Source organism: Actinomyces sp. ph3, from assembly GCF_000308055.1.
Lineage (GTDB): Bacteria > Actinomycetota > Actinomycetes > Actinomycetales > Actinomycetaceae > Pauljensenia.
Window position 1 is genome coordinate 84,598 of record NZ_CAGY01000007.1, and the last position, 26,360, is coordinate 110,957.

Genomic DNA, 26,360 nt, shown 5'->3' on the forward strand with positions numbered 1-26,360 from the left:
TTGGACGGGCTAGGCTTCCACGTTCGAACAACGTTCCTCATCAAGAAACACTAAGCCCGTTGGCGCTCGTTGCGCCGACGATCAAATTTAGCTGAAAACCCCGCCTGAAGCAAACCGCTAGAGGGATTTTTTTCGTTTTTTGGGTGTGTGCTTGGGCACTGTCACCCTTCAACCGGGGGTGCTGCGGGTTCACTGACCGCAACCCGACGCCGACGAGAGCGCTTCACAGGAGCTGTTTCTTCGCTCCGCGGAGGAACGTTGATCACAATCTCTTGCGTCGTATGGGTTGCGGAAACAGGTGCCGCTGGCTCCGGAAGATCAATATGGACCCGAGCAGGTTCACTCGCCTCACTGACCGCGCGACGCCGACGCGAACGCGCAGGACGCGATGGCTTAGAAGCCTTCTCGGGTGCCGAGGCTTCGTCACGTACCACTGCTGATTGCGGCTGGGTTTGCACGGGCACAGCCGCGGGGGTGTCCTGAGATTCGGGAGCAGCATCTCCCCCACTGGCAGCGGGGCCATCTTCTTGGGGACGCGTGACCCTGCGCGAACGACGCTGGCGCTTCACCTCTGCCGAGGCCTCGCGCGCAACCTTTCGCTTCGGCGACGCATCCTGCTGTGAAGATTCAGATTTCTCATCCGAAACTTGTGCTTCGTCATCCTGGTCAGCGGATTGAGCTGACTCCTCACGACTGCTTGCAGCTGCGATTGCAGTCATTGCCTCGCGAGCTCGCTCATGCTCAGGGCTGTCCTCAACGCGCGCACGACTTTGAGACTTCTTCGAACGCTTCGGAGCCTCCTCAGCCGCACCCTGAATCTCTACCGGGTGATGATGGACAATGAATCCGCGACCCTCACAAGCCTCACAGGTGGTAGAGAAGGCCTCAACCAGCCCCTCACCCACACGCTTACGGGTCATCTGAACCAGACCCAGTGACGTGATTTCAGTGACTTGATGACGTGTGCGGTCTCGGCCCAAACATTCAACCAGGCGACGAAGAACAAGGTCGCGGTTCGACTCCAAAACCATATCGACGAAGTCAATAATGACAATTCCACCGATGTCGCGCAGACGAAGCTGGCGGACAATCTCTTCGGCGGCCTCGAGATTATTTCGGGTGACCGTCTCTTCCAAAGTTCCGCCAGCACCGATGAACTTACCGGTGTTCACGTCGATAACGGTCATGGCTTCGGTGCGATCGATGATGAGCGTTCCACCACTGGGCAACCAGACCTTGCGGTCCATTCCCTTGGCGAGCTGCTCATCCACGCGGTAGGCATGGAAAACATCTTCCGTTCCAACCCACTTGCTCACGCGATCGGAAAGCTCAGGAGAGAGCTCATCAACGTAAGCCTTGACCGTTTCATAGGTTTCGTTACCTTCAATGATGAGCTCTGAAAAGTCTTCATTGAAGATGTCACGGACAACGCGAACCGCAAGCTCAGGCTCACCACGCAGCAACACAGGGGCGTTCTTCGTCGTGGAAAGCTTGGATTCAATATCTTCCCACTGCTTACTCAAACGGCGAACATCATCGCGAATTTGCTCTTCCGTTGCCCCTTCAGCTGCAGTACGCACAATGACGCCGGCAGAATCAGGGACAACCTGCTTGAGGATCTTCTTCAAACGGATGCGCTCACGTTCAGGAAGCTTTCGCGAAATGCCCATCATGGAGCCACCGGGGATCAGGACAAGGTAGCGTCCAGCCAAAGTGATCTGACTGGTCAGGCGTGCACCCTTGTGACCGATCGGGTCTTTAGTGACCTGGACCAGGACCGGGTCGCCGGACTTTAGGGCAGATTCGATGCGGCGCGGCTTTCCTTCAAGTCCAACCGCGTCCCAATTCACTTCACCGGCATAAAGGACAGCATTGCGTCCCTTGCCGATATCAACGAAGGCAGCCTCCATCGAGGGCAGAACATTTTGAACGCGCCCCATATAGATATTGCCGACTGCCGTCTTTTGAGTACGGCGCGCAACATAGTGCTCGACCAGAAGATCGTCTTCGATAATTGCGATCTGATCCAGACCGTCCTGGCCGCGAATCACCATCTTTCGGTTCACAGACTCACGTCGAGCCAGGAATTCAGACTCGGTGATGCGGTGGTGACGACGTCCCTCGCGGCGCCCTTCCTTGCGGCGCTGTTTCTTGGCCTCGAGGCGGGTTGATCCTTTGAGCGCCTGAACCTCGTCACTTCCCTCTTGAGCTTCAGAGGCGCGAACGCGACGGCGACGGCGACGGCGAGTCGTTTCTTCACCATTTTCAGAACTATCCGCGCTGTCAGCAGCCTCACTAGCAGGTGCTGCCTGCTCCTTCTCGGCAACCTCGGGCGTTTCTTCGTCCTGATCCTTACGCCGAGAGCGACGACGCTTTGGCTGTGCGGCCTCGGAGGAGACATCCTCGTCTGAAGCCTTCTTTCGCGAACGCGCGCGCTTCTTCGGCGTTGTTTCTTCAGTCGTTTCCTCCGCTTTTACTTCGCGAGTACGCGAGCGACGGCGGGGCTTTTCTTCCGTCTCACTCTGCGAGGTATTTGCGGGGGCAGAAAAAGTCGGTTCCTGGAATGTCGGAGCCTGGAAAAGCAGAGTTGCTGCTGGAGTTTCAGGCATGGCCTCTTCTTTCACAATGTCAGTATGTTGACCGAGCTCGCACTGCTGGGTCTGTATTACACGCAATGAAGCGGAAGTCTTATCGAAGTTGCAGCTGGCAACCGCAGGCGTTCATCTGTTACAAACAGGCCGCCCTGCGATGGACGGAGAGTGCGCTCCACCCATTTCGTATTCCCCATTCTCTCATAGGGATTGCAGGCATGCCCGGGCACTTTCACGGCGGTTCTTCCAATGTTCACCGCGTCACCATAGAATCACTTTAAATAAAACGACACAGCTGCAGTTTTATTCAGAAAAGCAGCATTAAACACGGTGGGGAACTATATTTGTTGACACAACGTCGTCAAAGTTTTGCCACAGCCGTGACGAACTTATGACACACCCTGAACACAATTTCCCTGAGACAGGACTATGACCATGACCTTTGCTCCAGCAGCACTTGATGCGCTGACACTGGGACGATGGCAATTCGGCATCCTGACCGTTTACCACTTCGTCTTGGTTCCTCTCACCATCGGTCTGTCACTCCTGGTCGCAATTATGCAGACCGTGTGGCACAAGACCGGTAAAGAGGAATGGCTCCAGGCAACTCGATTCTTCGGCAAGTTGCTCTTGATCAACTTCGCCCTTGGCGTTGCCACCGGTATCGTGCAGGAATTCCAATTCGGCATGAACTGGTCGGAGTACTCGCGTTACGTCGGCGATATCTTTGGCGCTCCGCTCGCAGTCGAGGCCCTTCTGGCCTTCTTCCTCGAATCAACCTTCCTGGGTCTGTGGATCTTTGGATGGGGCCGCCTTTCCAAGGGATGGCACCTTGCCTGCATCTGGCTCGTTTCCTTCGGCACGATGTTCTCGGCACTGTGGATCTTGGGCGCAAACTCTTGGATGCAGCACCCCGTCGGCGCGCGCTTCAACCCCGAAACGGGTCGCGCTGAGCTCGACGGAGTAGCTGGCTTCCTCAAGGTCGTCGCCAACCCGGTCCTCGTGTGGGAGTACTCCCACGTCATCACCTCTGCTTGGCTTGTTGCCGGCACCTTCGTTGCAGGCATCGCATTCTGGTGGATGACCCGCGCCAAGCGCCTCGGTGGTGAAGAGGGAGCAAAGGAAGCCTCATCTATGTGGCGTCCTATCGCACGCTTCGGCCTGCTGGTGATCCTCATCGGTGGCCTCGGAACCGCAGCAAGCGGCCACTTCCAGGGCCAAGAACTGGTCAAGATCCAGCCCATGAAGATGGCAGCTGCAGAAGGCGTCTGCGTCGATACCCAAGGCGCAGCATTTACCGTTGCTCAATTCGGCGACTGCCCCTTGGGCGATGACGGCAAGCAGCCGACCAAGTTCATTCAGGTTCCCGGCGTCGCTGCTTTCATGTCTCACAACTCCTTCTCTGCAGACGTTAAAGGTGTTGCAGATGAGCAGCAGCGCATGGTTGAGCTCCTCAACTCCAATGAGGATTTTGTCAAGACCTACGGCGACGCGAAGCAATACGATTTTCGTCCCCCGCAGATGGTGACCTTCTGGACATTCCGCCTGATGATCGGTACTGCAGCATTCTCCGCAGCACTCGCACTGTGGGGTCTGTGGGCAACCCGTAAGGGACAGACTTCCGCATCGAAGGCCCTGGGGATCTTCGCACTCGTTTCAATCCCCATGCCTTTCCTCGGTGCATCTTTCGGTTGGATCTTCACCGAAATGGGCCGTCAACCCTGGGTTGTTGTTCCCAACCTCGCAGGCCTTGAAAGCGGCGATCCCGTCGGATCGGTCATGATGATGACATCTGCCGGTATCTCCAGCGCTGTTCCCGCCTGGCAGGTCCTGGTGTCGATGAGCGTCTTCTCCATCCTCTACGCAATCCTCGGTGTCGTGTGGTTCATCCTCATGAAGCGCTACGCCGTCGAGGGACTCCACCCCCGCCCCAAGGACGCTACCGATAAGGAAGCAGTCTCTGGCGCACTCTCATTCGGCTACTGAGGAAAGGAAAAACCATGACTTTGAGTATTTTGTGGTTCATCCTCATCGCTGTCTTGTGGACCATGTACCTGGTCCTCGAGGGCTTCGACTACGGAGTGGGAATGCTCCAGGGCTTCCTCGCACGCGATGATCGCGAGCGCACCCAAGCGCTACGCACAATCGGCCCTCACTGGGACGGTAACGAGGTCTGGCTGCTGACCGCCGGTGGCGCGACCTTCGCAGCATTCCCCGAATGGTACGCAACCATGTTCTCGGGAATGTACCTGGCACTCTTCCTCATTCTACTGGCGCTCATCGTTCGCGTTTGTGCAATTGAATGGCGCTCGAAGCTCAAGTCTGAGCAGTGGCGCAGTGCGTGGGATCGCGTTCACGCCGTCTCCGCTCTGCTTGTTCCCCTTCTTTTCGGTGTGGCATTCGCCAACCTGGTTCAGGGAATGAAGATTGAGGTTGTCACTCACGGAACGAACGCGGTCGTTGCACCTGCGGACGTCCCTTCCTCCCTCAATACAGCTGTTCACCAGCTGACCGGTGGTTTCTTCTCTCTGCTCACTCCCTACACCCTCTTGGGTGGTCTTGTTCTGGTTGCCCTGTGCCTTGCTCACGGCGCTCAGTTCTTGGCCCTCAAGACCCAAGGCGACCTGCAGGAGCGCGCAAATGGTTTCGCTGCTCCCGCGACAGTGGTTGCGACCGCTCTGGCTGCGGTGTGGGTAATCTGGGGACAGTTCGCGTACTCAACGAACGTCTTGGCATGGATCCCGCTGCTCATCGCGGCGCTGTGCCTCATCGCCTCGACGGTGTTCTCGCAGGCTGTCTTGCGTAACGAAGGCCTGTCCTTCCTCTTCTCTTGCCTCGCAATGGCCGGAGCAGTTGCATGGATCTTCGCAGCTATGGCGCCGAACGTCATGAAGTCGAGCATTGATCCCGCTTATTCGCTGACCATCGCACAGGCCTCGTCGACTACGGGAACTCTCACCGTGATGTCGATCGTTGCTCTCTGCTTGGTCCCCGTGGTTCTTGTCTACACCGCGTGGTCCTACTGGAAGTTCCGCTCTCGCGTTTCTTCCTCGGATGTTTCAACGAATACCGGTTTGATCTTGAACAAGATCCGACTGGATCAGAATTTCCTCGCGGGCTGATCGTCCGCAGCACTGGTGGCCTCGGGAAACCGGGGCCACCAGTTTTTTCACCGAGCAGGACCTTCTCCAAGGACAGAAAATAGAAGAATGCGCCCACTGGACCCCCGTCTTCTCAAGTACGCTTCGAGCGCGCGTCGTCATATCATCCTCATTTCACTCTTGGGGATTGTGACGGCAGTCTTGGTGATTGCACAGACCCTTGCTCTTTCTGCTGCCCTCTCCCCCGCTGTCACATCCGGTGCATCACTTGCTCAGGTACGCACGCCGCTTCTTCTCTTGGTCGCTATCGTTATCGTGCGCGCAGCAGTCATCGGAGTTCGCGAGGCCTTGGGACACCGAGCAGCAGACCGGACAATCCGCGAGTTGCGTGGACGCGTCCTGACACACATCTCAAACCTGGGGCCACGCTGGCGCGCCACTCACGGTCCTGAGGCCTCGACCCTCCTTTCCCGAGGCCTGACAGACCTCTCCCCATACTTCGTCGACTACCTTCCCCAGTTGGTCCTCACAGCAACTGTGACTCCCCTGGCCCTGGCGACAATCCTTTTCCTCGATTTCTGGTCAGCCTTCATTGCCGCAATCGTTGTTCCCCTAATCCCAATTTTTATGGCCTTAATTGGGCGTTTCACCCAGAGCGCTTCCGCAGAAAAACTGGAAACGATGCAGAGCTTGGGTGCACAAATGCTGGATTTGATTGCAGGGCTACCGACCCTTCGCGCTTTGGGACGCGAAAGCGCTCCTCGAGCGCATTTAGAATCTCTCTCGCGCTCTAATACGCGCGCGACAATGTCGACGCTGCGCATTGCTTTCCTCTCTGGTGCGGTGTTGGAGTTTCTCTCCACGCTCTGCGTTGCCCTGGTGGCCGTCGAGGTCGGCTTCCGAATGGTTTTTGGGCATGTTTCTTTATTTACCGGCCTAGCGGTCATCATGCTCGCGCCGGAAGTTTTCGAGCCTCTACGTCAGGTCGGAGCTCAGTTTCATGCCTCCGCGAATGGTGTCGCCGCGGCCGAACGAGCCTTCGAGATTTTAGAAACCCCCATTCCTTCACTGGGTGAAGACTCCGAAGAGGAAGACTTAGTTCAGGATGATCACGATATCGACTGGGCTTTAGCAGCCTTCTCATTGCGCAATCTCTCGATTGAGGCACGCGGCACTTGGGCGCCTGCAGGGTTGAACGCGGATATCCTGCCAGGAACGCTGAGCGTCCTTGCGGGCCCCTCAGGCTCAGGAAAGACCAGCACAATTTACGCACTGATGCGGCTGCTTCCGATTCAGCGTGGACATCTCATGGTCTGCACCCGCGAAGGAGAAGAGATTCCCCTTCAAAACGTTCCCAAAGAAAAACTGTGGGAAGCCATAACCTGGGTACCACAGCACCCTTCTTTGCTTCCCGGAAGCCTACGCGAGCAGCTTCCACCTGCAACAGATGAAGAACTCGAGGCTGCCGCAGCACTTTGCGGATTCAGCGAAGTTCTGGACACGCTTCCCAAGCGTTGGGATACGCAAATTGGCCAAGATGGGGCCGGTCTTTCCGTTGGCCAACGACAACGTTTTGCCCTAACCCGTGCTTTGCTAGCACGCACTCCCATTGTCATCTTGGATGAACCGACGGCCCACTTGGACGCTGTGAGTGAAGAGATCGTTTTGAAGGCAATGGAGGCTCTGCGCAAGAAAGGTCGAACGGTCATCGCGATTGCGCATCGCCAGGCTCTTATCGATGCAGCAGACCAAGTGATCAAGGTTCATTCACGGGTTAAGGATCAGGCCGAATTGGCAGAAGTTGGAGGAGAGCAATGAAAATGCGAATTCTCACTTCTGAGGAAGCATCCTCCTTGCGATGGGCGTTGTCACTACTCCGAGTTGATAAGTGGCGTTTTATCGGCGCACTCCTTCTGGCAAGCCTAGGAATTGGTTCATCGATCGCTCTGGGTGCAACATCTGCTTGGCTCATCGCGCGAGCGTCACAGATGCCTCCCGTCTTAGTGCTTTCTGTTGCTGCAACATCAGTACGTCTTTTTGGCGTCTCGCGTGCCCTGTTGCGTTATGTTCAACGCCTGATTTCCCACCGCGTTGCACTCGAGGGCATGGACCATCTACGACTGAGCCTTTACGACGCCCTAGCCTCTTCCGATCTCGGCAGAGTCATCTCACTTCGCCGCGGTGACCTGCTGGCACGTATGGGATCTGATGTCGACGAGGTCGGCGATTTTATTGTGAAGTCTGTCCTTCCCGCAGGTGTCGCAGCGATTGTAGGGTGCGCGACCGTCGGCGCTCTGGCACTTCTTTCTCCCGGCGCCGCAGTCATTTTGGCAATTTGCTTAATCCTTTCTGGGATCGTTGCCCCCGTTATCACCGCTCGAGCGCAACGCGCAGCTCAAGTCGCAGGAATCCAGGCACGTGCCGCCCTGAGCAGCTCGCTGGTCACCTTGATCGATGGCTACGATGAGCTGGCGATTAACGGGCTCATTGACCGTGCGCGCGGCGAATTCGAACGCAGCGAGGACGACATTGAGTCATCTCGGCGAGGGGCCGCCCGCGCCTCTGCTTGGGCTCAATTCATCGATCGTGCATCTATGGGACTGGCGGTTGTCGGGGCGCTCCTCGTTGGAGTTCCATCCGTTCAGGCTCAGATCCTCAGCGCGGTCGCTCTCGCAGTCATTACTCTCACTCCCCTATCCTCTTTCGAGGCCTCGGCTCAGATGAACTCCGCGATGGCACAACTCGTCCGTAGTGCACAGGCAGCACTGCGGATCCGCGAACTTATCGGCTCGGAGGCACCGACCACCACGGCCTCGAAGATCGCGCAGACTCCGCTTCCCGAAGATGCGACATGCCACCCCCATCTTCAAGCGAGTGACCTAGCGATCGGGTGGCCCGATGGCCCGCTCTTGGTCGAAGACCTTAATCTTGATGTAGTCCCCGGTCGCTGCGTCGCGATCGTTGGCCCTTCAGGAATTGGTAAAACAACACTCCTGAATACTCTGGCTGGCTTGATCCCCGCACGCGGTGGGCATCTCACTCTCAACGGCGTTCCTCTTAGGGAAATCCCCCACGAGGAAAGTGCGAGCGTCATTCAGGTAACCGCTGAAGATGCCCATATCTTCGCAACCAGCATCTACGAAAATCTTCGCGTCGCACGCGCTGACCTTTCGAAGGAAGAGGCTCAGGAATTTCTGAACACCGTTGGCCTGAAGGACTGGTGTGCTTCTCTTCCTCAGGGAGTCGATACCGTAATTGGGGCTGGGGCAACGGGAGTATCCGGTGGTGAGCGTCGCCGCCTTCTTGCCGCCCGAGCGCTTGCATCACACGCGCCCGTCATGCTCTTGGATGAAGCGAGCGAACACCTGGATCCTCACAGCGCAGATGCGCTGATGCGAACCATACGGGCACACGCAGTTGACAAGGGCTTGGTGCTCGTCACGCACCGTTTGAGCGCTCTTGACATAGCAGATGAGATTATCCTGATGGGGTATCCTCACGATGCTCCTCGCCTGCGTCCTGCACGCATCGTTGAACGAGGAACACGTGATGAGCTCATCGCAAGGAGCGAAGCTTTCCGTTGGGCACTCAAGCAGGAGGAAGAATGAGCCCCGAAAGGACCGATTCACGACTTCTTGAAGCTGCTCTTGATGTCACCTCAAGCCTAGATCTTCAACGAGTCCTTGAGAATTTCGTCGAGCGTGCATGTGCATTAACCGGTGCACGCTATGCAGGACTATCGGTTCTTGATACCTGGGGCGATACGACGATGTTCGTGGAATACGGCGATGCTCCAGCCGGTGAGGCTTCAAATCTTCCCGACGAGTTGGTACAACGCATTACCGATGAGGGATATGCGATTCTCAACGACCCCGCCTCTCTCAACAATGCCGAAGGAATTGAGAACTTCCTGGGAGTTTCTGTCACTTTCAAGGGGCAAATCTATGCGCGCCTATACCTGGTTAATCGCCTGGGAGGCTTCGGACTCAGCGCACTTCGCATTGTGCAGACTTTGGCGGCAGCCGCCGGTATTGCCGTTGAAAACGCCCACCTCTATGCAGATGCTCGAAGGCGCGCGCGTTGGATTCGAGCATCGCAGCAGCTGACCACCTCGATGCTCGAAGGAGCAGACGAGGAAGAAGGCTTGACCCTGATCGCTCAAACCGTTCGTGATGTCTCGCAGGCGGATACCGCGATTATCGTCTTGCCCTCAGTGAAAGATACCTGGGCTGCGGAAATCACCGATGGTCATCACGCTGATCGTTTGCTAGGAGTTGTCTTCCCCCACGAAGGCCGTGCGATGTCGGTACTCAACGAAGGGACCGGCATGATCGTTGATTCCCTCGCGCGCGCCCAGACCATGCGTATCCCCGAATTTTCCGAATTCGGTCCAGCACTCTATGCGCCTCTTCGAGGAAGAGGAAAGCCCGCCGGTGTCCTCATCCTGCTCCGTCTTCCAGGAAAACCAGAATTTGACTACTCCGAGCTGGCTTTAGCGGAATCACTGGCCGCTCAAGCTGCGCTTGCACTGGAGCTCGCCTCGGCCCGCCATGCTGAAGACGTTGCTTCCCTCCTTGACGAACGAGATCGAATTGGCCGCGATCTGCATGATTTTGCGATCCAGCAGCTCTTTGCGGCGGGCATGCAATTGGATTCGACCAAGCAAAAGATCAGCGAAAAACAGGTCGGCGTCGATGAGGTCATCCACGCTCTTGACCTGTCCCTAGCCTCCATTGACGAGGCCGTGCGTCAGATCCGCGCAATCGTCCATAATCTGCGCGAACCCGATTCTGACGTTGGCTTGGTCGAGCGTATCCGTCGAGAGTCCTCCCTCTCGCGATCATTTTTAGGATTTGCGCCCTCGCTCCTCATTTCTGTCGACGGCCAATCGGTCAACGAACAGAAAGAATGCGAAGATCACCGCGTTGAACTACTTAATTCTCGCGTTGATGATTCACGAAGCGATGATGCGGTTGCAATCGTCCGAGAGGGACTGTCCAATATTGCCCGTCACGCACACGCGACCGCGGGTGCGGTCAATGTTGAACTTCAGGGAAGCGGGAAAACAGGTAGGCTCACGGTTTCCGTTTCCGATGACGGAGTCGGGATTGACCCCGCACATACACGCAATTCAGGCCTTGCAAACATGGCAGAACGTGCACGCCTCAACGGCGGAACCTTCACCGTTGGTACCGGCCTTGAAGGAAAAGGAACAAAGATTACCTGGAGCGTTCCCCTGGCCTAGCTCAGTTACGCCAAGCGGCAGCGCGCTGTCCGGCTACCCATGCAGCAACCTGAGTGCGTCGTTGAAGCCCCATCTTCGACAGTAAGGACGTGATGTGGTTTTTCACGGTCTTTTCTGCAACGCCCAGTTTTGCGCCAATTTCACGGTTCGACAGGCCATCACCGATCAGCTCCAAGACCTTACGCTCTGAAGGAGTCAGGTCTGCGGTCGGATCATCATGATCTGCACGCCTGCGGGTTAGAGTTCGCTCATCAAGAAGGATGCGTCCCTGTGCAACTGCCTTAATGACATCGGTAATTTCTGCACCGCGAACGGTCTTGAGCACGTAGGCACGTGCGCCCTTTGCGAGGGACTCTGCCAAGGCCTCGTCATCATCAAAAGAAGTCAGAACAATCGGGCGGATCTCGGGGTTTGTCTGCCCCAGAGATTCCATGATGTCGATGCCCGTTCCGTCGGGAAGCTGGAGGTCAACCAAAATCACATCGGGACTGACCAATTGGGCACGGCGCAGAGCATCTTGAACTGTCCCGGCCTCTGCAACCACTTCAAGATCATCTGCGCGATCGACAATCTCTGCAATTCCGCGACGAACAATCTCATGATCATCAACGATCATGACTCGGATCGGGGTCTGCAAAGGGGTATCGTTTTCAGTCACGTTTTTCTCCTTGTTCATCGACGCGCTTCTCACCGCTGAGGCGGGCAACTGCATCTGCTGCTGCCGCATTTTCAGCGTGTTTCTTTGAAGTACCAACGCCTTGGCCAACTTCGGTGTCCCTTGAGGCAACAAAGGCGTGAGCGGTAAAGACCCTCTGGTGGTCTGGGCCTTCGCCCTCTACCTCGTAGGTCACCGCCCCTAGGTCGTGGTTGAAGGCAAACTCGGTCAGTGTTGTCTTCCAGTCCTGTTCGGCAGCACGTTCGACTGCGTGTACCAACAAGAAGCCCAGATGCCGCAAAATAGTTGCACGCGCGCCTTCAATACCTACGCTCAGATAGGTTGCGCCAACCAGGGCTTCGAAAGTATCAGACAAGATGGAGTCTTTGTCTCGACCACCGTGCGTACTTTCCCCACGCCCTAAGTAGATGTACTCCCCCAGCTCAATGTGCCGAGCTGCCTGCGCTAAGGGTTCTTGAGAAACAGTTGCTGCCCGCATCCGCGACAATTCAGATTCGGGGACGTCGCCATGGCGGTGATACAGCTCGTCGGCCACGACAATCGAAAGGACAGAGTCACCCAGGAACTCAAGGCGTTCATTATGGGCAATTCCGCCGGCTTCATTTGCATACGAACGGTGGATTAGTGCCAGTTCCAATAGATCCTGGCGCACGGGAGTTCCCCATGCTTCAAGCAAGGTATCAGTATTGGGGCGCGGGGGTACAGGAAGCTTTGAACGACGAGCCATCAGTTCTCATCCCGCGCGGTGAGCTGATCAAGAAGACCCGAAAGCCCCGCAAGACGCGGATCAATCACCACATGCTCATGATCATCGGGAAGATCTTCCCATTTTTCGCCGCATCCTGGGCAAAGCCCCTGACAATCCGGCTTACACAGAGGCCGGTCTTCCATCAGCGTCACGATGCCGTCACGCACAATTCCTTCAATATCGACAGTGTCGCGCGCCGAGATGGTCGGGAAATCTTCTGCTTCCTCATCTTCTTCACTACGCAAACGCTGCGCAGCCTTCGGCTCGAAGAAAAGTTCATCGACATCGACCGAATGGTGACGCGTGAGTTCATCAAGACAACGCACGCATTCTCCCTCGATATCAACATCGGTATGCGCACGAACCAGAACTCCATCATCAACCGAAGTAATAGTCACGTCGATAGGTAACTCAGTTCCCGGAGCCACTCGCATAACCGAGGTTCCCAGATCATCAGGGACCTGCCAAGTTAGGTGATAGTCGCGCGTCGAACCAGGCGAGCGCGAAAGATCACGAAGAGAAATCTCTAAAGGTTCACTCATGTTCTAAAGTCACATTCGTAATATCGCGGCCATTGCGTTCGGCAATGGCACGCCGACCAGCATCGGTACGGCGTTGAAGTTCTTGAAGAAGTGCAGATAGTTCTGCAAGCGACGAGGCAGCGTATTCATCGGCACCGGTACGCATCTGCTTCTCAGCTGCACGCGCCTGCGCAACAATCTCACGCGCACGCTCTTCAGCCATCTGCTTGATGTTTTCTCCGGATACAAGGCGCTCTGCCTGCGCATTGGCGTCGGCAAGGGTGTTCTCCGCATCCGCCTCGGCCTGTTCACGCACACGCTTCGCGTCTTCTTCGGCCTTTTCACGGGTCTTCTGGGCATGCTCCTCGGCCTCGGCAACCAACTGATCAGCCTTTTCACGGGCCTCGTCGATGGTGGAACGGGCGCGGGCGTTAGCCTCGGCAATGGTCGTCTCTGCGGCCGAGTCAGCGCGTACAAGCACTGCGTCCGCGTCGGCAACAACAGCGTCTGCGGCCTTGAGGTCATCGGGCAGAGCTTCACGAGCCTGATCGAGGAGGTCAAGGACCTCCGCTCGGTTCACCATTACCGAAGCAGACAGCGGAACTGCGCGCGCAGCCTCAAGGAGGTCTTCAATTCGGTCCAAAGCCGCAATCACAGTCGAGGGACCGTACACGGTCTGATCCTCCCACTGCTGCGAGGATTCCGCGTGCTCATCATGGTTTTCAGCCATTGTCTCCTCCAATTGGGTTCTGCGCGTACACTGCTTCTCTATTTTCTCCCCATATGGCCAAAACTGGGGCCGGAACATACCGAGAGACGTCCATTCCCCACGCAAAAAGTTCGCGAACAAGAGATGAAGACACGTGTCCCAGTGCTGGATCGGTGGGGATCCACAGTGTTTCCACTCCCCCGATCTCTCGATTTGTCACGGCCTGAGCCATCTCCGACTCCAAGTCACCGTTTCCACGCACTCCTTTGATCACCAGATCCGCATCATGTGTGCGACAAAAATCAACCAAAAGCGTGTGCATTGGGAGGACTTCTACCTTCGGCAGGTGAGCCAGCCCCGCGCGGGCGCTCTCCACACGACATCGGATATCGCTGGCCGAGGCCTTGGCTGAGTTCACTCCAACTGCAACGATCAGGTGGTCAACAAGACGTGACGCTCGAGTAATAAAGTCCAGATGTCCGATGGTGAGTGGATCAAAGCTTCCCGGAATGACGGCTTTCATTCGCTCTCCTTAGCGGTTTGTGGAAGTGGGGGTGCAAGAAAAAGGACGCGAGTCTCCCCCCAATCGCGCTGATCCTCGCAGATGAGTCCTTCAGGTAGCTCGATATCCCTCGAGCGAGTCGATCGCTCAACGACAACCGAGGCATCTGGGCTTAAATGCGCACACAGTGCTGTCAGGATCTCGGTGATAGTTGTGCTCTCACACTCATAGGGCGGATCAATAAAAACTAGGTCATATTGGCCGCTCAGCCGTCCAGAAACTGCCGCGAGCGCATCCGCGCCAATAACGATGCTGCCCGGAGCAACCAAGGCCGCATTCTTTTTCAGAGTTCGCAGCGCACCCTGAGCAGAATCAACCAGGGTTAGTTGATCTGCAGCGCGTGAAAGCGCCTCAAAACCCAGAGCTCCACTTCCCGCATACAGGTCAAGAACGCGAGCTCCTTCGATAACGTTCATGTGTTCAAGGCGCGAAAACATTGCCTCACGTACGCGCTCAGAGGTTGGGCGTGTCCCTGAAGGCGGGACATGTAGGGTCCGACCTTTCAAAGTGCCGGCAATAATTCGTGTCATGCTTAAAGACTACGTTAGCTGCGTTCCATCCACACAAGCTCTTCGCTGGAAGCGTCATTGAGACTTGTCGCTAATTCGGGATACGAGGCCAAAGAAGGATCTGCTGCGATGAGTTCGCCTGCGCTTTCTCGGGCTTCTTCAATGATCGCGCCATCACGGACAACGCTCAGGAAGCGTAGTCTCGAAGCTTTTCCTGACTGAGCCGACCCCAAAACGTCACCTTCTCGACGCAAGGCAAGATCGGCCTCGGCAAGGACAAAACCATCGGTTGATGACGCGAAGGCTTCCAAGCGTTGCGCAGAAGTATCGCTGATGACCGAAGGATGAACAGCCATGCAGATGCTTTGTTTCGAGGAACGTCCCACGCGGCCGCGCAGCTGATGGAGCTGCGACAACCCAAATTGCTGCGCATCCAAGATAATCATCATGGTCGCCTCGGGGACATCGACGCCAACTTCAATCACCGTTGTCGCAACAAGAATTGGCGCCTGCCCGCTGGAGAAAGCCTCCATCGCGGCGCTTTTTTCTTCGCTATTATCTTTACCGGTAACGCTCACCGCTTTCACTCCCGATAGCGAAGGAACCCCCGCGAGCATCTCCATAGTTGCTGTCACTGACGCAAGGGGTGCAGTGCTTTCTTCAAGAAGCTCATCGGGATGATCATCCTCATCGATCCGCGGACAGACGACATAAACGCGCCCGCCACCGTCAATTTCTTCGCGCGCCCGTTGCCACATGCGTTCCATCCACACGGCATTTCCCGCATCGACAACGAAAGTTGTCACCGGCTTTCGACCCGAGGGCAAGCCTTTCATCACCGTGACATCCAGATCTCCGAAAATCGTCATCGCGACGCTTCGAGGGATTGGAGTAGCGGTCATCACCAGCTGATGGACAAGCAGGCCATCATTTCGGCTTTCACGTAGAGCATCTCGCTGCTGGACGCCAAAACGATGCTGCTCGTCGATCACCGCCAAGGCAAGGTCAGCAAAGAGATTGCGCGCGTAGAGCAAGGCATGCGTCCCGACCACAATGATCGGCATTCCCGAGGCCAATAGACGCTCGATTTCGCGTCTGGCTGGGGCTGGTGTCGAGGAAGTGAGGAGGCGCAGATCCAGGGGGAAACCTGCGGATTCAAGGGGTTTAAGCAGTGCTCGAATCGAGTCCGCGTGTTGCCGTGCCAAGACTTCGGTAGGAGCAAGTAGAGCACCTTGATGACCAGCGGCAATCACCTGAATCAAGGCGGCACACGCGACCACAGTTTTTCCCGATCCCACATCCCCTTCAAGGAGGCGTTGCATGGGATGCGACGAGGCGATATCAGCCCCGATGGCGCTGATGGCGCTGCGCTGCGAGGGCGTCAAAGTAAAGGGAAGCCCGCCAAGGAAAGCTTGAAGTTCCGGAGGGTTTTCCGGGCTGCTTTGCGCACGCAAAGCATCATTTCCCAGTCGACGTTTTGCCAAGAAAGCTTGCAAAACAAAAGCTTCTCTCCAACGCATGCTGCGTTTGGCGCGTGCGACGTCCTGATCCGTACTGCCCTGGTGAAGAAGGCGCAGGGCATTTCCCAGCGCTTCAATGTCGAAACGCGATCGGACTTGCATAGGAACAGGGTCTGGGAGCGCATCCAAGTCCAAAGAATCCAGTACAACGGCAATTGCACGCGCAATCACCCACGAAGTGACACCACCTCGCGTGGAGTAAATGGGAATGGGACGGTTCGAGCGTTTTTCGATATCGGGGGTTGCCTGTTCATCATCAACGCCCTCAAATTCGGGGTGCACCAATTGCAAATTCCCCCGGTACTCCCCGACTTTTCCAGCAAAAAGAAAACTCTCTCCCGGTTGAAGAAGGCGTTCGTGCACGCTGAGCTTATAGGGACTACTGGCAAAGAAAGTCGCAGTCATTTCCGAGGAACCATCGGTCAGACGAACTTCGAATCTCACCCCTGCACGCGAGCGGTTAGGGATCAGCCGAGCACTGACTACTTCGGCCAAAATAGTGACGTCTTCTCCGGGACGCAGGACGTGCATTGGCGTGAGCGCACCCCAATGGTAGTAGCGCCGAGGTGCCTCGTAGAGCAGGTCGCCAACGGTCACGATGCCCGCTTTTTCGAGCTTCTTTGCGAGCTTGGCAGGAAGGCGAAGGCTCAGAGGAGTATCAAGTGGATTCACGCGAGCGCCTGCAGAAGAGAACGGGTTTGAGGAGAGGCATCGATCACTTCAAGATCCACGCTGGTTGATTCAGGGGTAAGACTATCGAGAAGCTGACGCAGAACCGCAATCAAAGTTGCCGCATCTTCATTTCCAGCAAGTAATACCCAGCGCATGGGCGCGTAGGATGCGAGATCTTGAAGGGCGCGAGAAACGTCCTCAACCTGCCACTCTGTGTCAATCTCCGTCGTGTGCTGAGCAAGAAGCGCACTGTGGGCATTTTCGTCGATAAGCGCACGGAGCTTAGACGCGACGGCGCGTCCTCCGGGTTGAGGTACAAAGAGTGGTGCACAGGTCCGACTGATCGCCAATGCTTCCAACTCATTTGTAGAGGAAGCAATAGAAATATCGAGTTCTTCCTCCCCCATTCGCACATAAGAGGCACTAATCCTTTGAGCAAGCGCTAGGCACTCCCTATCGCTGGGAACGATGAGTTCCACCCGAGTCGACGCACAGCGCGCAGGAAGAACAAGCGCCTCGAGATCTTCAAGCTGAGGATCGAGGAAAACTTGGGCACCACTGAGGGCAAGATCTTCAACCATTCCCGCAACCCGAGTGCAGACAACGACTGCAGCGCGTTCCACTCTGCGAATGGGCTGGCGTTCCAAGAGCCTGATGCCTCGGTGCGTCACGCCATCAGCAAGGGTATCGATTCCAATTGTTTCATCGGGACGCGCATCAGCAACGTGGAAGCGAAGTGTCCGACCGCGTTTGGGATGGACAGATAAAGGTGCGGCGGTATCGATATGGAAGCGCCACTCGCCCAATCCAAAAAGATCGGCATGCCCGGCCCAGGAATAACGCGCTCCTAGTGCATCTAGCTGGCGACGCTGAGCATCGACGTCATCCAAGGTTCCTTGAAGAATGACATCGACCGTGAATGCCCGATCAGGTGTCGGCGCATGTGGACGGACCCGGTTGCTTCCATGACCCGCCAATTCCGCGAGCATTGCGGCAAGAGATTCGAGCATCCCCAGATCATCGCGACAGGCAGCATCGAGGGCACTGAACATGAGCGCAACGACCGCAGCACCGGCGTCGATGGCGGTACTGGAAGATCCAGCGGCCTCGACGAGGCCGAATTGTGCTGCAGCGCAGAACGCCGAGAGTTCTTGGGGAACCTCGGGGAGCGTATCGCCAAGTCCTTCGAGTTCTGAACATGCCTCACGCAGCATGGCATCTGTGGCGCTTCCCTGAGCATGCGCAGCTTTCAGAGCGGAAGGGGTCGCCAAGAGCATGCGACGAAGAACAACCGGAGTGATGGAGGCATCATCAAGCGCTGAATGCCAAGAAGAAAGGATCGATACGAGAAGCACACCGCAGTGTCCCAGAGCTCCGCGGATTCCCGATTGGATTGCACAGTCGAGGCCAACGGAGAGTGGATCGCTGTCGGAAAGCTGTTCGCATCCGTGAGCAAGGGTTTGGAAGGTGACACGCGCATTTGTTCCGGTATCGCAGTCTCCCCCGCCGACTCCGTCGAGGTCATCGATGAAAGGGGCGAGCTTTGTCATTTCATCAGCCGCGATCTGGAAGCTACGCGCCAAAACTCCAGAATCTAGTGCCACAACTTGTCCTTATAACGATGTCTCAACCTGATAGTGCTGCGAAATGGGATACCTTCAACATTGTTGCGCCTTCGGGCACATGTGTGCCACATGACACGCATATTTCCCTCTGTGGACTTGGTTATTCGGGGCGAAATCAGTTAAGGTGTCATAGTTGCCTGCGGTGAGCTGTCACCAATGGCCTCTTGATCGTCATGATCAAGACAACTAATCGTGTAAGAAAAACCGAGGAGAACATCGTGGCTGCCGTTTGTGACGTGTGCGGTAAGGGACCCGGCTTCGGCAAGAGCGTGTCGCACTCGCACGTTCGTACCAACCGCCGGTGGAATCCGAACATTCAGCGCGTTCGCGCCCTGGTCGATGGGACGCCCAAGCGCCTGAACGTGTGCACCAAGTGCCTGAAGTCTGATCGAGTCGTTCGCGCTGCCTGATCCAGACTGAGATCGGCCGAGCTCGCTTTGCGAGTTCGGCCTTTTCTTTTACCTATCCCACGAACGCTCCGCCCTTGGTCCCACCCCTCATAGAAGCAACCTCAGCAACTCATTTTCCTGAAAACGCAGCTTAAATAGGGTTTGAGAGACAAAGGAACACTCTTCCCAGAAATTTTCCAGCGAATACGCATTTATTTGCTTGCTACAGATCGTGGACTCCACGAAGCATTTAGTTAACTAACCGCTATTCTAAAAGTGTTCACAGATGTTATGTGTTTGGGAACACCATTTTGAGGGGGAATGTGCACTGATCGCACACCACCAGAATAGGGGAAACCATGCAAAATAAGGTTCAGCTCATCACCTACGCCGACCGTTTCGGTGGCGACACGATTTCCTCGCTGACGGAAACACTGCGTCGGCATTTTTCGGGTGTGTACGAAGGCGTTCATATTCTTCCCTTCTTCACGCCCTTCGATGGTGCAGATGCAGGTTTTGACCCAGTTGACCACACAAAGGTTGATCCGCGTCTTGGTTCTTGGGATGACGTAGCCGAGCTCTCAAAGACCCACGAAATCATGGTCGACACCATCGTTAACCACGTCTCATGGGAATCCGAGCAGTTCCAAGACGTCATGAAAAACGGCGAAAATAGTCCTTTCGCGCCAATGTTCCTGACCTTGTCGAGCGTTTTCCCCGAAGGTGTCACTGAAGAAGAGCTCGCTGGCATCTACCGTCCTCGCCCGGGCCTTCCGCTCACCCACTACACCTGGGGCAATAAGACCCGTCTGGTCTGGACGACCTTCACGCCGCAGCAGGTCGATATCGATACCGATTCGAAGCAGGGCTGGGATTACCTCATGTCAATCCTTGACCAGCTGGGGGCAAGCCATGTTTCCTCGATCCGCCTTGATGCAGTCGGATATGGAGCTAAGGAAGCACGCACCTCCTGCTTCATGATTCCTAAGACCTTCAGACTGATCGAACGCATCAAGGAAGAGGGCGCAAAGAGGGGCCTGGAAACTCTGATTGAGGTTCACTCCTACTACAAGAAGCAAATCGACATTGCCAGCAAGGTCGACCGCGTCTATGACTTCGCCCTTCCTCCGCTCTTGCTCCACTCAATCTTCTCGGGCAGCGTCGATGCTCTTGAGCACTGGATCAACGTGCGTCCCAATAATGCGGTAACCGTACTGGATACCCACGATGGAATCGGCGTCATCGACATCGGTTCGGACCAACTGGACCGGTCTCTCAAGGGCTTGGTTGCAGATCCCGACGTCGACCGCCTCGTCGAAACAATCCACTCAAACACCCACGGGGAATCGCGCGAAGCTACCGGTGCGGCGGCCTCGAACCTGGATCTCTACCAAGTCAACTCCACGTACTACTCCGCCCTGGGATGCAACGATCAACACTACCTCGCCACGCGAGCAGTTCAGTTCTTCCTACCCGGGATCCCTCAGGTCTACTACGTGGGCGCTCTCGCTGGTGCAAACGACATGGAACTGCTCAAGCGCACCAATGTTGGCCGCGACATTAACCGTCACTACTACACCGCACAAGAGGTCGAAGAAAATCTTCAACGTCCCGTTGTTCAGGCCCTCAATGCGCTGTGCGCATTCCGCAATACTCTTCCGGCCTTTGACGGTGACTTCTCCTACCAGCGAGATGGCGAAGTGCTCACGCTGACTTGGGAAGCAAAGGATTCCAGCGCACAGTTGACTTTCAATCCCGCTACCCCCTCCGAGACCGGGTCTATTGCTTCCCTAACGTGGACCGACAGTGAAGGCCAACACCACACTGACGATCTGCTTGCCCATCCGCCGGTTGCCCACATCTGACAAGCCATAAGGAGCCAAGATGAACAAGGTTTCCAGACAACCAAGAGAGAAGCGGATCAACCTCATCCGTCTCGGTGTCGGTTTCACGCTCAGCGCTGTTGCCTGCGCGATCCCCTGGGTCGCCTTGACCTCCGTGATTTTGCCGGCAGTGCTTGAAAACATTAATGCTGCTGGCAAAGAATCGATGCTGGGCACAATCAACGCGGTGGGTTCGGTAGTTGCTCTGTTCGCAAACGTTGTTTTCGGGACTTTCTCTGATCTGACGCGTTCTCGCTTCGGCAAGCGCACTCCCTGGATCATCATCGGTGGTCTCATTGCCGGTGGCGCGATGGCACTGCTTGCGCTGAACCAGAACTCCTTCCCGATGATCCTCCTGCTGTGGTGCACGGCCCAGCTGGGATACAACGTCATGCTTGCGCCCTTCGTGGCAACGATGTCCGACCGTATTCCCGACGAAGTCCGCGGAACGATTTCGGGCTTCTATGGAGCCGGAATCGCGGCGGGCCAAACCATCGGTAACTTGGTTGGAGCTCGCCTTCTCAAGCAAGACAATGGCCTGACCCACGGCTGGCTTCTGGGCGCTGCTGTCTTTGCTGCGATCGGCATTGTCACCGTGATCATCTGGCCACGAGAAGGCGATAATCGGGGCGAATCTGATGAGAGCTTCTCAGCAAAGCGCATCCTAGAATCTTTCCGTCCACCTAAGAACGCTCCTGATTTCTACTACGCACTTATTGGCCGCACCCTGATGATGGGCGGCTACTGGATGATCAACACCTACCTGCTCTACATCGCTAAGGACTACATCTTCGCAGGTAATTCCAATGCAACCACACTTGCGGCGGAGCTCATCGCCTCGATGGCAGTGATTACTCTGGCAGTGTCACTGGTCGCGGCTTTAGGCGCGGGTCCGATTACCGACTACATCGGCCGTCGTAAGCTCCCCGTGGCGCTTGCAAGCGTCCTCTTCGCCATCGGTTCCGCAATGCCGCTAATCTTCCATTCTGCGCTAGGTATGTACCTTTTTGCGGGAATCGCCGGCCTTGGATACGGCGTGTACAACGCGATCGATCAGGCGCTCAATGTCTCGGTCCTTCCCAACCCCGACGAGGCCGGAAAGGACCTGGGAATTTTGAATCTGGCGAACACGCTATCGATGGTCGTTGGTTCTTTGATGACCTCTGCAATCGTCGTGATCGTCAAGAAGGCCACCAATACAACGACAACGCCAACCTCGGCCTACACGATCGTCTTCATTGTTGCGATCGTTATCGTCCTGATTGCGGCATGGCTCATCATGCGAATCAAGAAGGTCAAGTAAGCCATAAACACAAATGCCCGGTGCGTCAGTTGCCTATTGAGCAACCGATGCGCCGGGCTTTTTATCGAGGCAGCAGCTGCTGAAGAACCCCTACTCCCCTACACGCGCGCGCTCTGCGACGCAAAGAGGCACATCGCAGCGGCGCTTGCAACGTTGAGGGACTCTGCCTGGCCGCTCATCGGAATCATCACCAGAGCATCGCATGCGGCCATTTCATCATCGCTCATTCCCTGTGCCTCGTTTCCGAAGACCCATGCGTGGGTTTGAGCAAGCCAGCCGCGTCTTTCCCAGGCGGCATACGACATTAATGAGGTCAGGCTGTAGGCACCTTGCGCACCGGAAGTCCCGAGGATTACAGCATTCATGCCGCGCAAAGTCTGGCAGGCCTCGCCAAAAGACGCAGCGGGGACGATGGGAAGATGGAAAACCGAGCCAGCAGAGGAGCGAATGACCTTTGGACTGGAAGAATCAACACTTCCCTTGACGCTGACAATTGCCCGAGCCCCCATCGCATCCGCGGTACGTATGATGGTGCCAACATTACCCGGGTCTCTCCCCTGAGCAATGACAACCAGAGTATCCCCACTTTGAATTTCGGGAAGGACGGACTCAATTGCCTCTGTGCGTGCAACTGCGCAAATTCCCTGGCTATCGCGGCTCAACGCTTCAGAGACCTCGTCACTGACTTCATGAACCCAGCGGCAGGCCTGCTTTGCCTCGGAAATAAGCTCGCTGTGTAGGCGCGCTGCAGATGCAGAGTAATACACGTCCTCAACGAAGGAAGAACGATGCCGGATCAGTTCACGAACTGCCTGGGGTCCCTCAACAAGGATCTTTCCTTGCTTTGAGCGCGCCGAACGCCCGGCCAATGCCGCGACTTTCTTCACGCGATCAGCGCGAGGATTATCGAGGATGGACGGGCGTTCGGAAAAGCTGCTCACTGAATGCTCAGGCCTTGGGCGCATTCACGTCGGCGGGCAGAGCCTTCTTCGCAACCTCAACAAGAGCGTTGAAGGTGGCGATATCGTTGACGGCCAGCTCGGCGAGCATGCGGCGGTCGACCTCAACACCGGCCAGGTTCAGGCCCTGGATGAAACGGTTGTAGGTCATGCCCTGTGCGCGGGAAGCAGCGTTGATGCGCTGGATCCACAGGCGACGGAAATCGCCCTTCTTCGCCTTGCGGTCACGGTAGGAGTACACGAATGAGTGCGTGACCTGTTCCTTGGCCTTGCGGTACATGCGCGAACGCTGGCCACGGTAGCCGGATGCCTGCTCGAGTACGGTGCGACGCTTCTTCTTGGCGTTAACAGAACGCTTAACACGTGCCATTTTCTAAATCTCCTTGTCGAAGGTGCCGGTCACTTGCCCAGCAGGGTACGGACGCGCTTGACGTCGGCGGTGGCCAGAACCTGGTCCGAGGCCAGACGACGGGTCTTGCGGGAGGACTTGTGCTCGAGGAGGTGGCGTGCACCAGCCTGCTCGCGCATGATCTTGCCCTTTCCGGTGAGGCGGAAACGCTTCTTGGAACCGGAATGCGTCTTATTCTTCGGCATTATTTTGATCCTTCTTCTTCCGGACGGGGTTTAACCCCAACCTTCACTTCTTCTGTGCATCTGCCTCTTGCGAGGCCACACGAGCTTGGTCCTTACTGGCGCGTTCTGCACGCTTACCGCGACGTTCTTCACGTTCGGCTTCGCGACGCTTGCGCTGCTCATTGACCGCATCGGACTTGCGCTTCGTAGGCGCAAGAACCATGGTCATGTTGCGGCCGTCTTGGCGAGGCATCGATTCGACAGTGGCGAGTTCTCCAACTTCCTCAGCGAGACGCTGCAGGAGTCGGACGCCCGCTTCAGGTCGTGACTGTTCACGACCGCGGAACATAATCATGACCTTGACCTTGTCACCGGCGGAAAGGAAACGCTCAACGTGTCCCTTCTTCACCGAGAAGTCGTGGTCATCAATCTTCAGGCGGAAGCGAATCTCCTTGAGCTGCGTGTTCGCCTGATTACGGCGAGCATCGCGAGCCTTCTGGGCCGCTTCGTACTTGTATTTTCCGTAGTCCATGAGTTTTGCAACCGGCGGCTTAGCGTCGGGTGCAACCTCAACCAGGTCGAGGCCCGCTTCTTCGGCAAGACGCAGCGCGTCTTCCACGCGGACAACACCAACCTGTTCTCCTCCGGGTCCCACGAGACGTACCTCGGGAACTCGAATCCGCTCATTGATGCGAGGCTCGCTAATGAGTGGCTCCTTCCACAGTCGTATCCGTGACACGAAAAAGGCCTTCGTGCCACTGTGCGCACGAAGGCTTATCCCGGCAACAACATCCGTCCGGATGCTACCGTTTAACCCGATCCCCTGGCTCTACGTGGGCAACCCGAAAACTCGGGCGGGAATCAAGGTGGGAGAAACTCCGCTTGCACGATCGGGGCGAAATCCCCGATTGGTCGCTAATATCTTAGCAAATTCATTCCTCAAGGGCGATATCCGATTGAGGGCAATGCGATGGAATGACTCACATCCCCACCCACCGAGGAAACCATTGAATCTGATCGGTAACAGCGCGCAGCCTAGGAAGCGCACTGAGCCCCTCAATGACACCCTGGACTTTTTCTCGCAGCTCAGATCGCGTCAGATCGCCATCATTCCTACGTACCTTCGAGGCATCAATTTCAAGAATGATACGACAGATTTCCTGACCGGCATATTCCACGTGGAGATCACTTATTGGCGAGAATTCCCGGCTTGCCTGCTCAAGTAGCAGGTTCTTTAAGTCCCGATCTTTCCAAGCAGGAAGCCAATGATCGCCCTGAGCCAGAGCAGCGGTCGCACTTCTGGGAATCACGATATCGGCACCTTGGGGGTCAAAGACAACACGCCCTGCGCTTTCAACCAAAGCGACCAGTGCAACTCGCTTGAAGGGAAGTCCCATAGGACGCGAACTCGAATCAAAATCCGAAAGTGATGCAGAAGAGCTAAACGCAGCGATCGCTGGCCCCGCAGAGGTTTCAATCACGAGAAAGCCAGCCGGATCATGCCCCAACTCCCCCGCATGGACTCCAGTTACTCGAGGATCCTCTTCGACACGGATCGGGACAATCACACGCTCATCCTCGAGAGCATGGACCAGTTCTTCGAGTTGTTGTGCACTATCTTTAGGGCACTCAAGCGCATGCTGAGTTTTACTCAGAGCCTGCCCATGATCATCTCGGTTTTGCGTAGCCATCGAAAGACGCTGCGCCAAACGGTTCTTCTGTTCTTCGCCAATCGCCTCGGCCATCAACGCTTCCTAAACCACGAGAAGGGACCGCGGCGGCCTCCCTTTCCATCCGCTTGAATGGAATCGGGATAGTCGGAGGGAAGAGTTCGGCCAAGCAATAGATCCTCGGTCGCCTGAGGCATTGCCCCCAGCAGCAGCCCAGCCGGAATATCGTCCTCGCTACTTCCATTGACGTAGCGCTGTGCAGTGATCTGGCCTGATACGCCGGGCTCCACGCCATCACCCTCGACCAGCCAGGACATAATCGCAACGGCACCATACTTCGACAAGCGTGAAATTACCGATGCAATCCGATCGACTTCCGGTGGCATCGGACGACGCCCCGTCAAAAGTACATTGAGTTCTTCTTCTTGAGTTGTCTGGGTCTGCACACGCAGCCACACCCCCGTCCACGGCTTCAAACGCACCACGGCCTCGTGAATACCGGAAAGAGCAAGCAGCGAGTGGAGGGCCTCAGCGGAAGGGATGGGGGCAAGTACTAGGGCAACGGAAAGCTTGCCACCCTCAAGGTGAAGCGACTCATCAACGGGAGTATCCAGCGCATCTCGTGTCGACGAGGCATTCTCTCCCGCGTCTTGTGGCAGGTCCCCCTCGAGATCGGACTCCATGTCTGCGACTAGATCACGAAACTGCGCATCCAGATCCCGATTCTTGTCTTCAGACACAAGGGCCTCCACTTCGTGTTGGGTAACAGCGTTTATCGTATCGCGACATAGAGGCGTGTGATAATACAAAGCGAAAAACACGCCCTCAAGCACAGGAGCGCACATGCCTTCCATCCCTACTATCGAGGTCCGCGGCTCAATCCGACTAGGCCAATTCCTCAAGCGCGCTGGTCTGGTTGAGGACGGTGCAGAAGCACGCGACTTGATTCAAAGCGGTGACGTTAGTGTCAACGGTGAAGTTGAAACCCGCCGCGGGCACGCCCTAGAAGATGGCGAGCTCGTCGAGCTTCGCACGCCACAGGGAGTCTTCGCCGCTAAAGTTCGCGTCATCGACTAGCAGCCGAGGCCAACGCCCTCAGCTCGC

The 26,360-nt window shown here is 56.3% G+C and carries 24 protein-coding genes; 9 read left to right on the forward strand and 15 right to left on the reverse strand.

Going from position 1 to position 26,360, the window contains the following annotated elements:
• Positions 1-161: 161 nt before the first annotated feature.
• Positions 162-2,609 carry an Rne/Rng family ribonuclease gene (locus HGAS_RS07095; protein WP_019127121.1) on the reverse strand — a complete coding sequence of 816 codons (2,448 nt, stop codon included), beginning with the start codon at positions 2,607-2,609 and terminating at the stop codon, positions 162-164.
• A 417-nt stretch (positions 2,610-3,026) separates the two neighbouring features.
• Between HGAS_RS07095 and HGAS_RS07100 the strand changes: the two genes are divergently transcribed.
• From HGAS_RS07100 to HGAS_RS07120, 5 genes are all read left to right on the forward strand, one after another.
• The gene (locus HGAS_RS07100; protein ID WP_019127122.1) at positions 3,027-4,577 is read left to right on the forward strand and encodes a cytochrome ubiquinol oxidase subunit I; all 1,551 of its coding nucleotides are present in this window, start codon (positions 3,027-3,029) and stop codon (positions 4,575-4,577) included.
• A gap of 14 nt (positions 4,578-4,591) precedes the next feature.
• Entirely contained in the window at positions 4,592-5,713 is a 1,122-nt protein-coding gene (cydB, locus tag HGAS_RS07105; RefSeq protein ID WP_019127123.1) for a cytochrome d ubiquinol oxidase subunit II, read from the forward strand.
• An 87-nt stretch (positions 5,714-5,800) separates the two neighbouring features.
• The gene (gene cydD, locus HGAS_RS07110; protein WP_019127124.1) at positions 5,801-7,510 is read left to right on the forward strand and encodes a thiol reductant ABC exporter subunit CydD; all 1,710 of its coding nucleotides are present in this window, start codon (positions 5,801-5,803) and stop codon (positions 7,508-7,510) included.
• Positions 7,507-9,300 (forward strand): thiol reductant ABC exporter subunit CydC, encoded by a 1,794-nt coding sequence (cydC, locus tag HGAS_RS07115; protein ID WP_019127125.1) that lies wholly within the window; start codon positions 7,507-7,509, stop codon positions 9,298-9,300. Before cydD ends, cydC begins: the two co-directional genes overlap by 4 nt.
• A complete protein-coding gene (locus HGAS_RS07120) occupies positions 9,297-10,937 on the forward strand; it encodes a GAF domain-containing sensor histidine kinase (protein WP_019127126.1) in 1,641 nt (546 codons plus the stop codon). The genes cydC and HGAS_RS07120 overlap by 4 nt, the downstream gene beginning before the upstream one ends.
• Before the next feature lies 1 nt (position 10,938).
• On the opposite strand, the gene HGAS_RS07125 is transcribed toward HGAS_RS07120, so the two are convergent.
• From HGAS_RS07125 to HGAS_RS07160, 8 genes are read right to left on the reverse strand one after another with little or no spacing between them, the layout of a single operon-like run.
• On the reverse strand, positions 10,939-11,553 hold the full coding sequence (locus HGAS_RS07125) for a response regulator (RefSeq protein WP_034234131.1): 615 nt from the start codon (positions 11,551-11,553) through the stop codon (positions 10,939-10,941).
• A gap of 34 nt (positions 11,554-11,587) precedes the next feature.
• Complete coding sequence (rnc, locus tag HGAS_RS07130; RefSeq protein WP_019127128.1) at positions 11,588-12,340, reverse strand: ribonuclease III; 753 nt, start codon at positions 12,338-12,340, stop codon at positions 11,588-11,590.
• The gene (locus HGAS_RS07135) at positions 12,340-12,903 is read right to left on the reverse strand and encodes a YceD family protein (RefSeq protein ID WP_019127129.1); all 564 of its coding nucleotides are present in this window, start codon (positions 12,901-12,903) and stop codon (positions 12,340-12,342) included. The genes rnc and HGAS_RS07135 overlap by 1 nt, the downstream gene beginning before the upstream one ends.
• The gene (locus tag HGAS_RS07140; RefSeq protein ID WP_019127130.1) at positions 12,896-13,612 is read right to left on the reverse strand and encodes a hypothetical protein; all 717 of its coding nucleotides are present in this window, start codon (positions 13,610-13,612) and stop codon (positions 12,896-12,898) included. The genes HGAS_RS07135 and HGAS_RS07140 overlap by 8 nt, the downstream gene beginning before the upstream one ends.
• Complete coding sequence (gene coaD / locus HGAS_RS07145; protein ID WP_019127131.1) at positions 13,605-14,114, reverse strand: pantetheine-phosphate adenylyltransferase; 510 nt, start codon at positions 14,112-14,114, stop codon at positions 13,605-13,607. Before coaD ends, HGAS_RS07140 begins: the two co-directional genes overlap by 8 nt.
• A complete protein-coding gene (gene rsmD, locus HGAS_RS07150) occupies positions 14,111-14,683 on the reverse strand; it encodes a 16S rRNA (guanine(966)-N(2))-methyltransferase RsmD (protein WP_019127132.1) in 573 nt (190 codons plus the stop codon). Before rsmD ends, coaD begins: the two co-directional genes overlap by 4 nt.
• A gap of 14 nt (positions 14,684-14,697) precedes the next feature.
• Positions 14,698-16,854 (reverse strand): ATP-dependent DNA helicase RecG, encoded by a 2,157-nt coding sequence (locus HGAS_RS07155; RefSeq protein ID WP_019127133.1) that lies wholly within the window; start codon positions 16,852-16,854, stop codon positions 14,698-14,700.
• Entirely contained in the window at positions 16,851-18,458 is a 1,608-nt protein-coding gene (locus tag HGAS_RS07160; RefSeq protein ID WP_019127134.1) for a hypothetical protein, read from the reverse strand. Before HGAS_RS07160 ends, HGAS_RS07155 begins: the two co-directional genes overlap by 4 nt.
• Positions 18,459-18,697: 239 nt before the next feature.
• On the opposite strand from HGAS_RS07160, the gene rpmB reads away from it, so the two are divergent.
• The 3 genes from rpmB (at position 18,698) to HGAS_RS07175 (ending at position 22,054) form a co-directional block, all read left to right on the forward strand.
• On the forward strand, positions 18,698-18,889 hold the full coding sequence (rpmB, locus tag HGAS_RS07165; RefSeq protein ID WP_019127135.1) for a 50S ribosomal protein L28: 192 nt from the start codon (positions 18,698-18,700) through the stop codon (positions 18,887-18,889).
• A gap of 338 nt (positions 18,890-19,227) precedes the next feature.
• Positions 19,228-20,733, forward strand: a complete 1,506-nt coding sequence (gene gtfA, locus HGAS_RS07170) for a sucrose phosphorylase (RefSeq protein ID WP_019127136.1) — start codon at positions 19,228-19,230, stop codon at positions 20,731-20,733.
• Positions 20,734-20,752: 19 nt separating this feature from the next.
• On the forward strand, positions 20,753-22,054 hold the full coding sequence (locus tag HGAS_RS07175; protein WP_019127137.1) for an MFS transporter: 1,302 nt from the start codon (positions 20,753-20,755) through the stop codon (positions 22,052-22,054).
• Between the two features lie 98 nt (positions 22,055-22,152).
• Here the strand turns inward: HGAS_RS07175 and HGAS_RS07180 are convergent, their stop codons facing one another.
• The 6 genes from HGAS_RS07180 to HGAS_RS07205 all read right to left on the reverse strand — a co-directional run bounded on the left by HGAS_RS07180 (position 22,153) and on the right by HGAS_RS07205 (position 25,939).
• Complete coding sequence (locus HGAS_RS07180) at positions 22,153-22,995, reverse strand: TrmH family RNA methyltransferase (protein WP_019127138.1); 843 nt, start codon at positions 22,993-22,995, stop codon at positions 22,153-22,155.
• A gap of 7 nt (positions 22,996-23,002) precedes the next feature.
• Positions 23,003-23,383: a 50S ribosomal protein L20 gene (gene rplT / locus HGAS_RS07185; RefSeq protein ID WP_009747984.1), complete on the reverse strand. Its 381-nt coding sequence runs from the start codon at positions 23,381-23,383 to the stop codon at positions 23,003-23,005.
• 29 nt (positions 23,384-23,412) lie between these two features.
• Positions 23,413-23,607: a 50S ribosomal protein L35 gene (gene rpmI / locus HGAS_RS07190; protein ID WP_009747983.1), complete on the reverse strand. Its 195-nt coding sequence runs from the start codon at positions 23,605-23,607 to the stop codon at positions 23,413-23,415.
• Positions 23,608-23,650: 43 nt separating this feature from the next.
• Positions 23,651-24,325, reverse strand: coding sequence for a translation initiation factor IF-3 (infC, locus tag HGAS_RS07195; protein ID WP_009747982.1), 675 nt, complete (start codon positions 24,323-24,325; stop codon positions 23,651-23,653).
• Between the two features lie 241 nt (positions 24,326-24,566).
• A complete protein-coding gene (locus tag HGAS_RS07200) occupies positions 24,567-25,331 on the reverse strand; it encodes an SseB family protein (protein ID WP_019127140.1) in 765 nt (254 codons plus the stop codon).
• Positions 25,331-25,939 carry a hypothetical protein gene (locus tag HGAS_RS07205; protein WP_051007870.1) on the reverse strand — a complete coding sequence of 203 codons (609 nt, stop codon included), beginning with the start codon at positions 25,937-25,939 and terminating at the stop codon, positions 25,331-25,333. The genes HGAS_RS07200 and HGAS_RS07205 overlap by 1 nt, the downstream gene beginning before the upstream one ends.
• A 160-nt stretch (positions 25,940-26,099) precedes the next feature.
• Here HGAS_RS07205 and HGAS_RS07210 point away from each other — a divergent pair, with 160 nt between their 5' ends.
• Positions 26,100-26,333 (forward strand): RNA-binding S4 domain-containing protein, encoded by a 234-nt coding sequence (locus HGAS_RS07210; RefSeq protein ID WP_009747979.1) that lies wholly within the window; start codon positions 26,100-26,102, stop codon positions 26,331-26,333.
• Positions 26,334-26,360 lie beyond the last annotated feature (27 nt).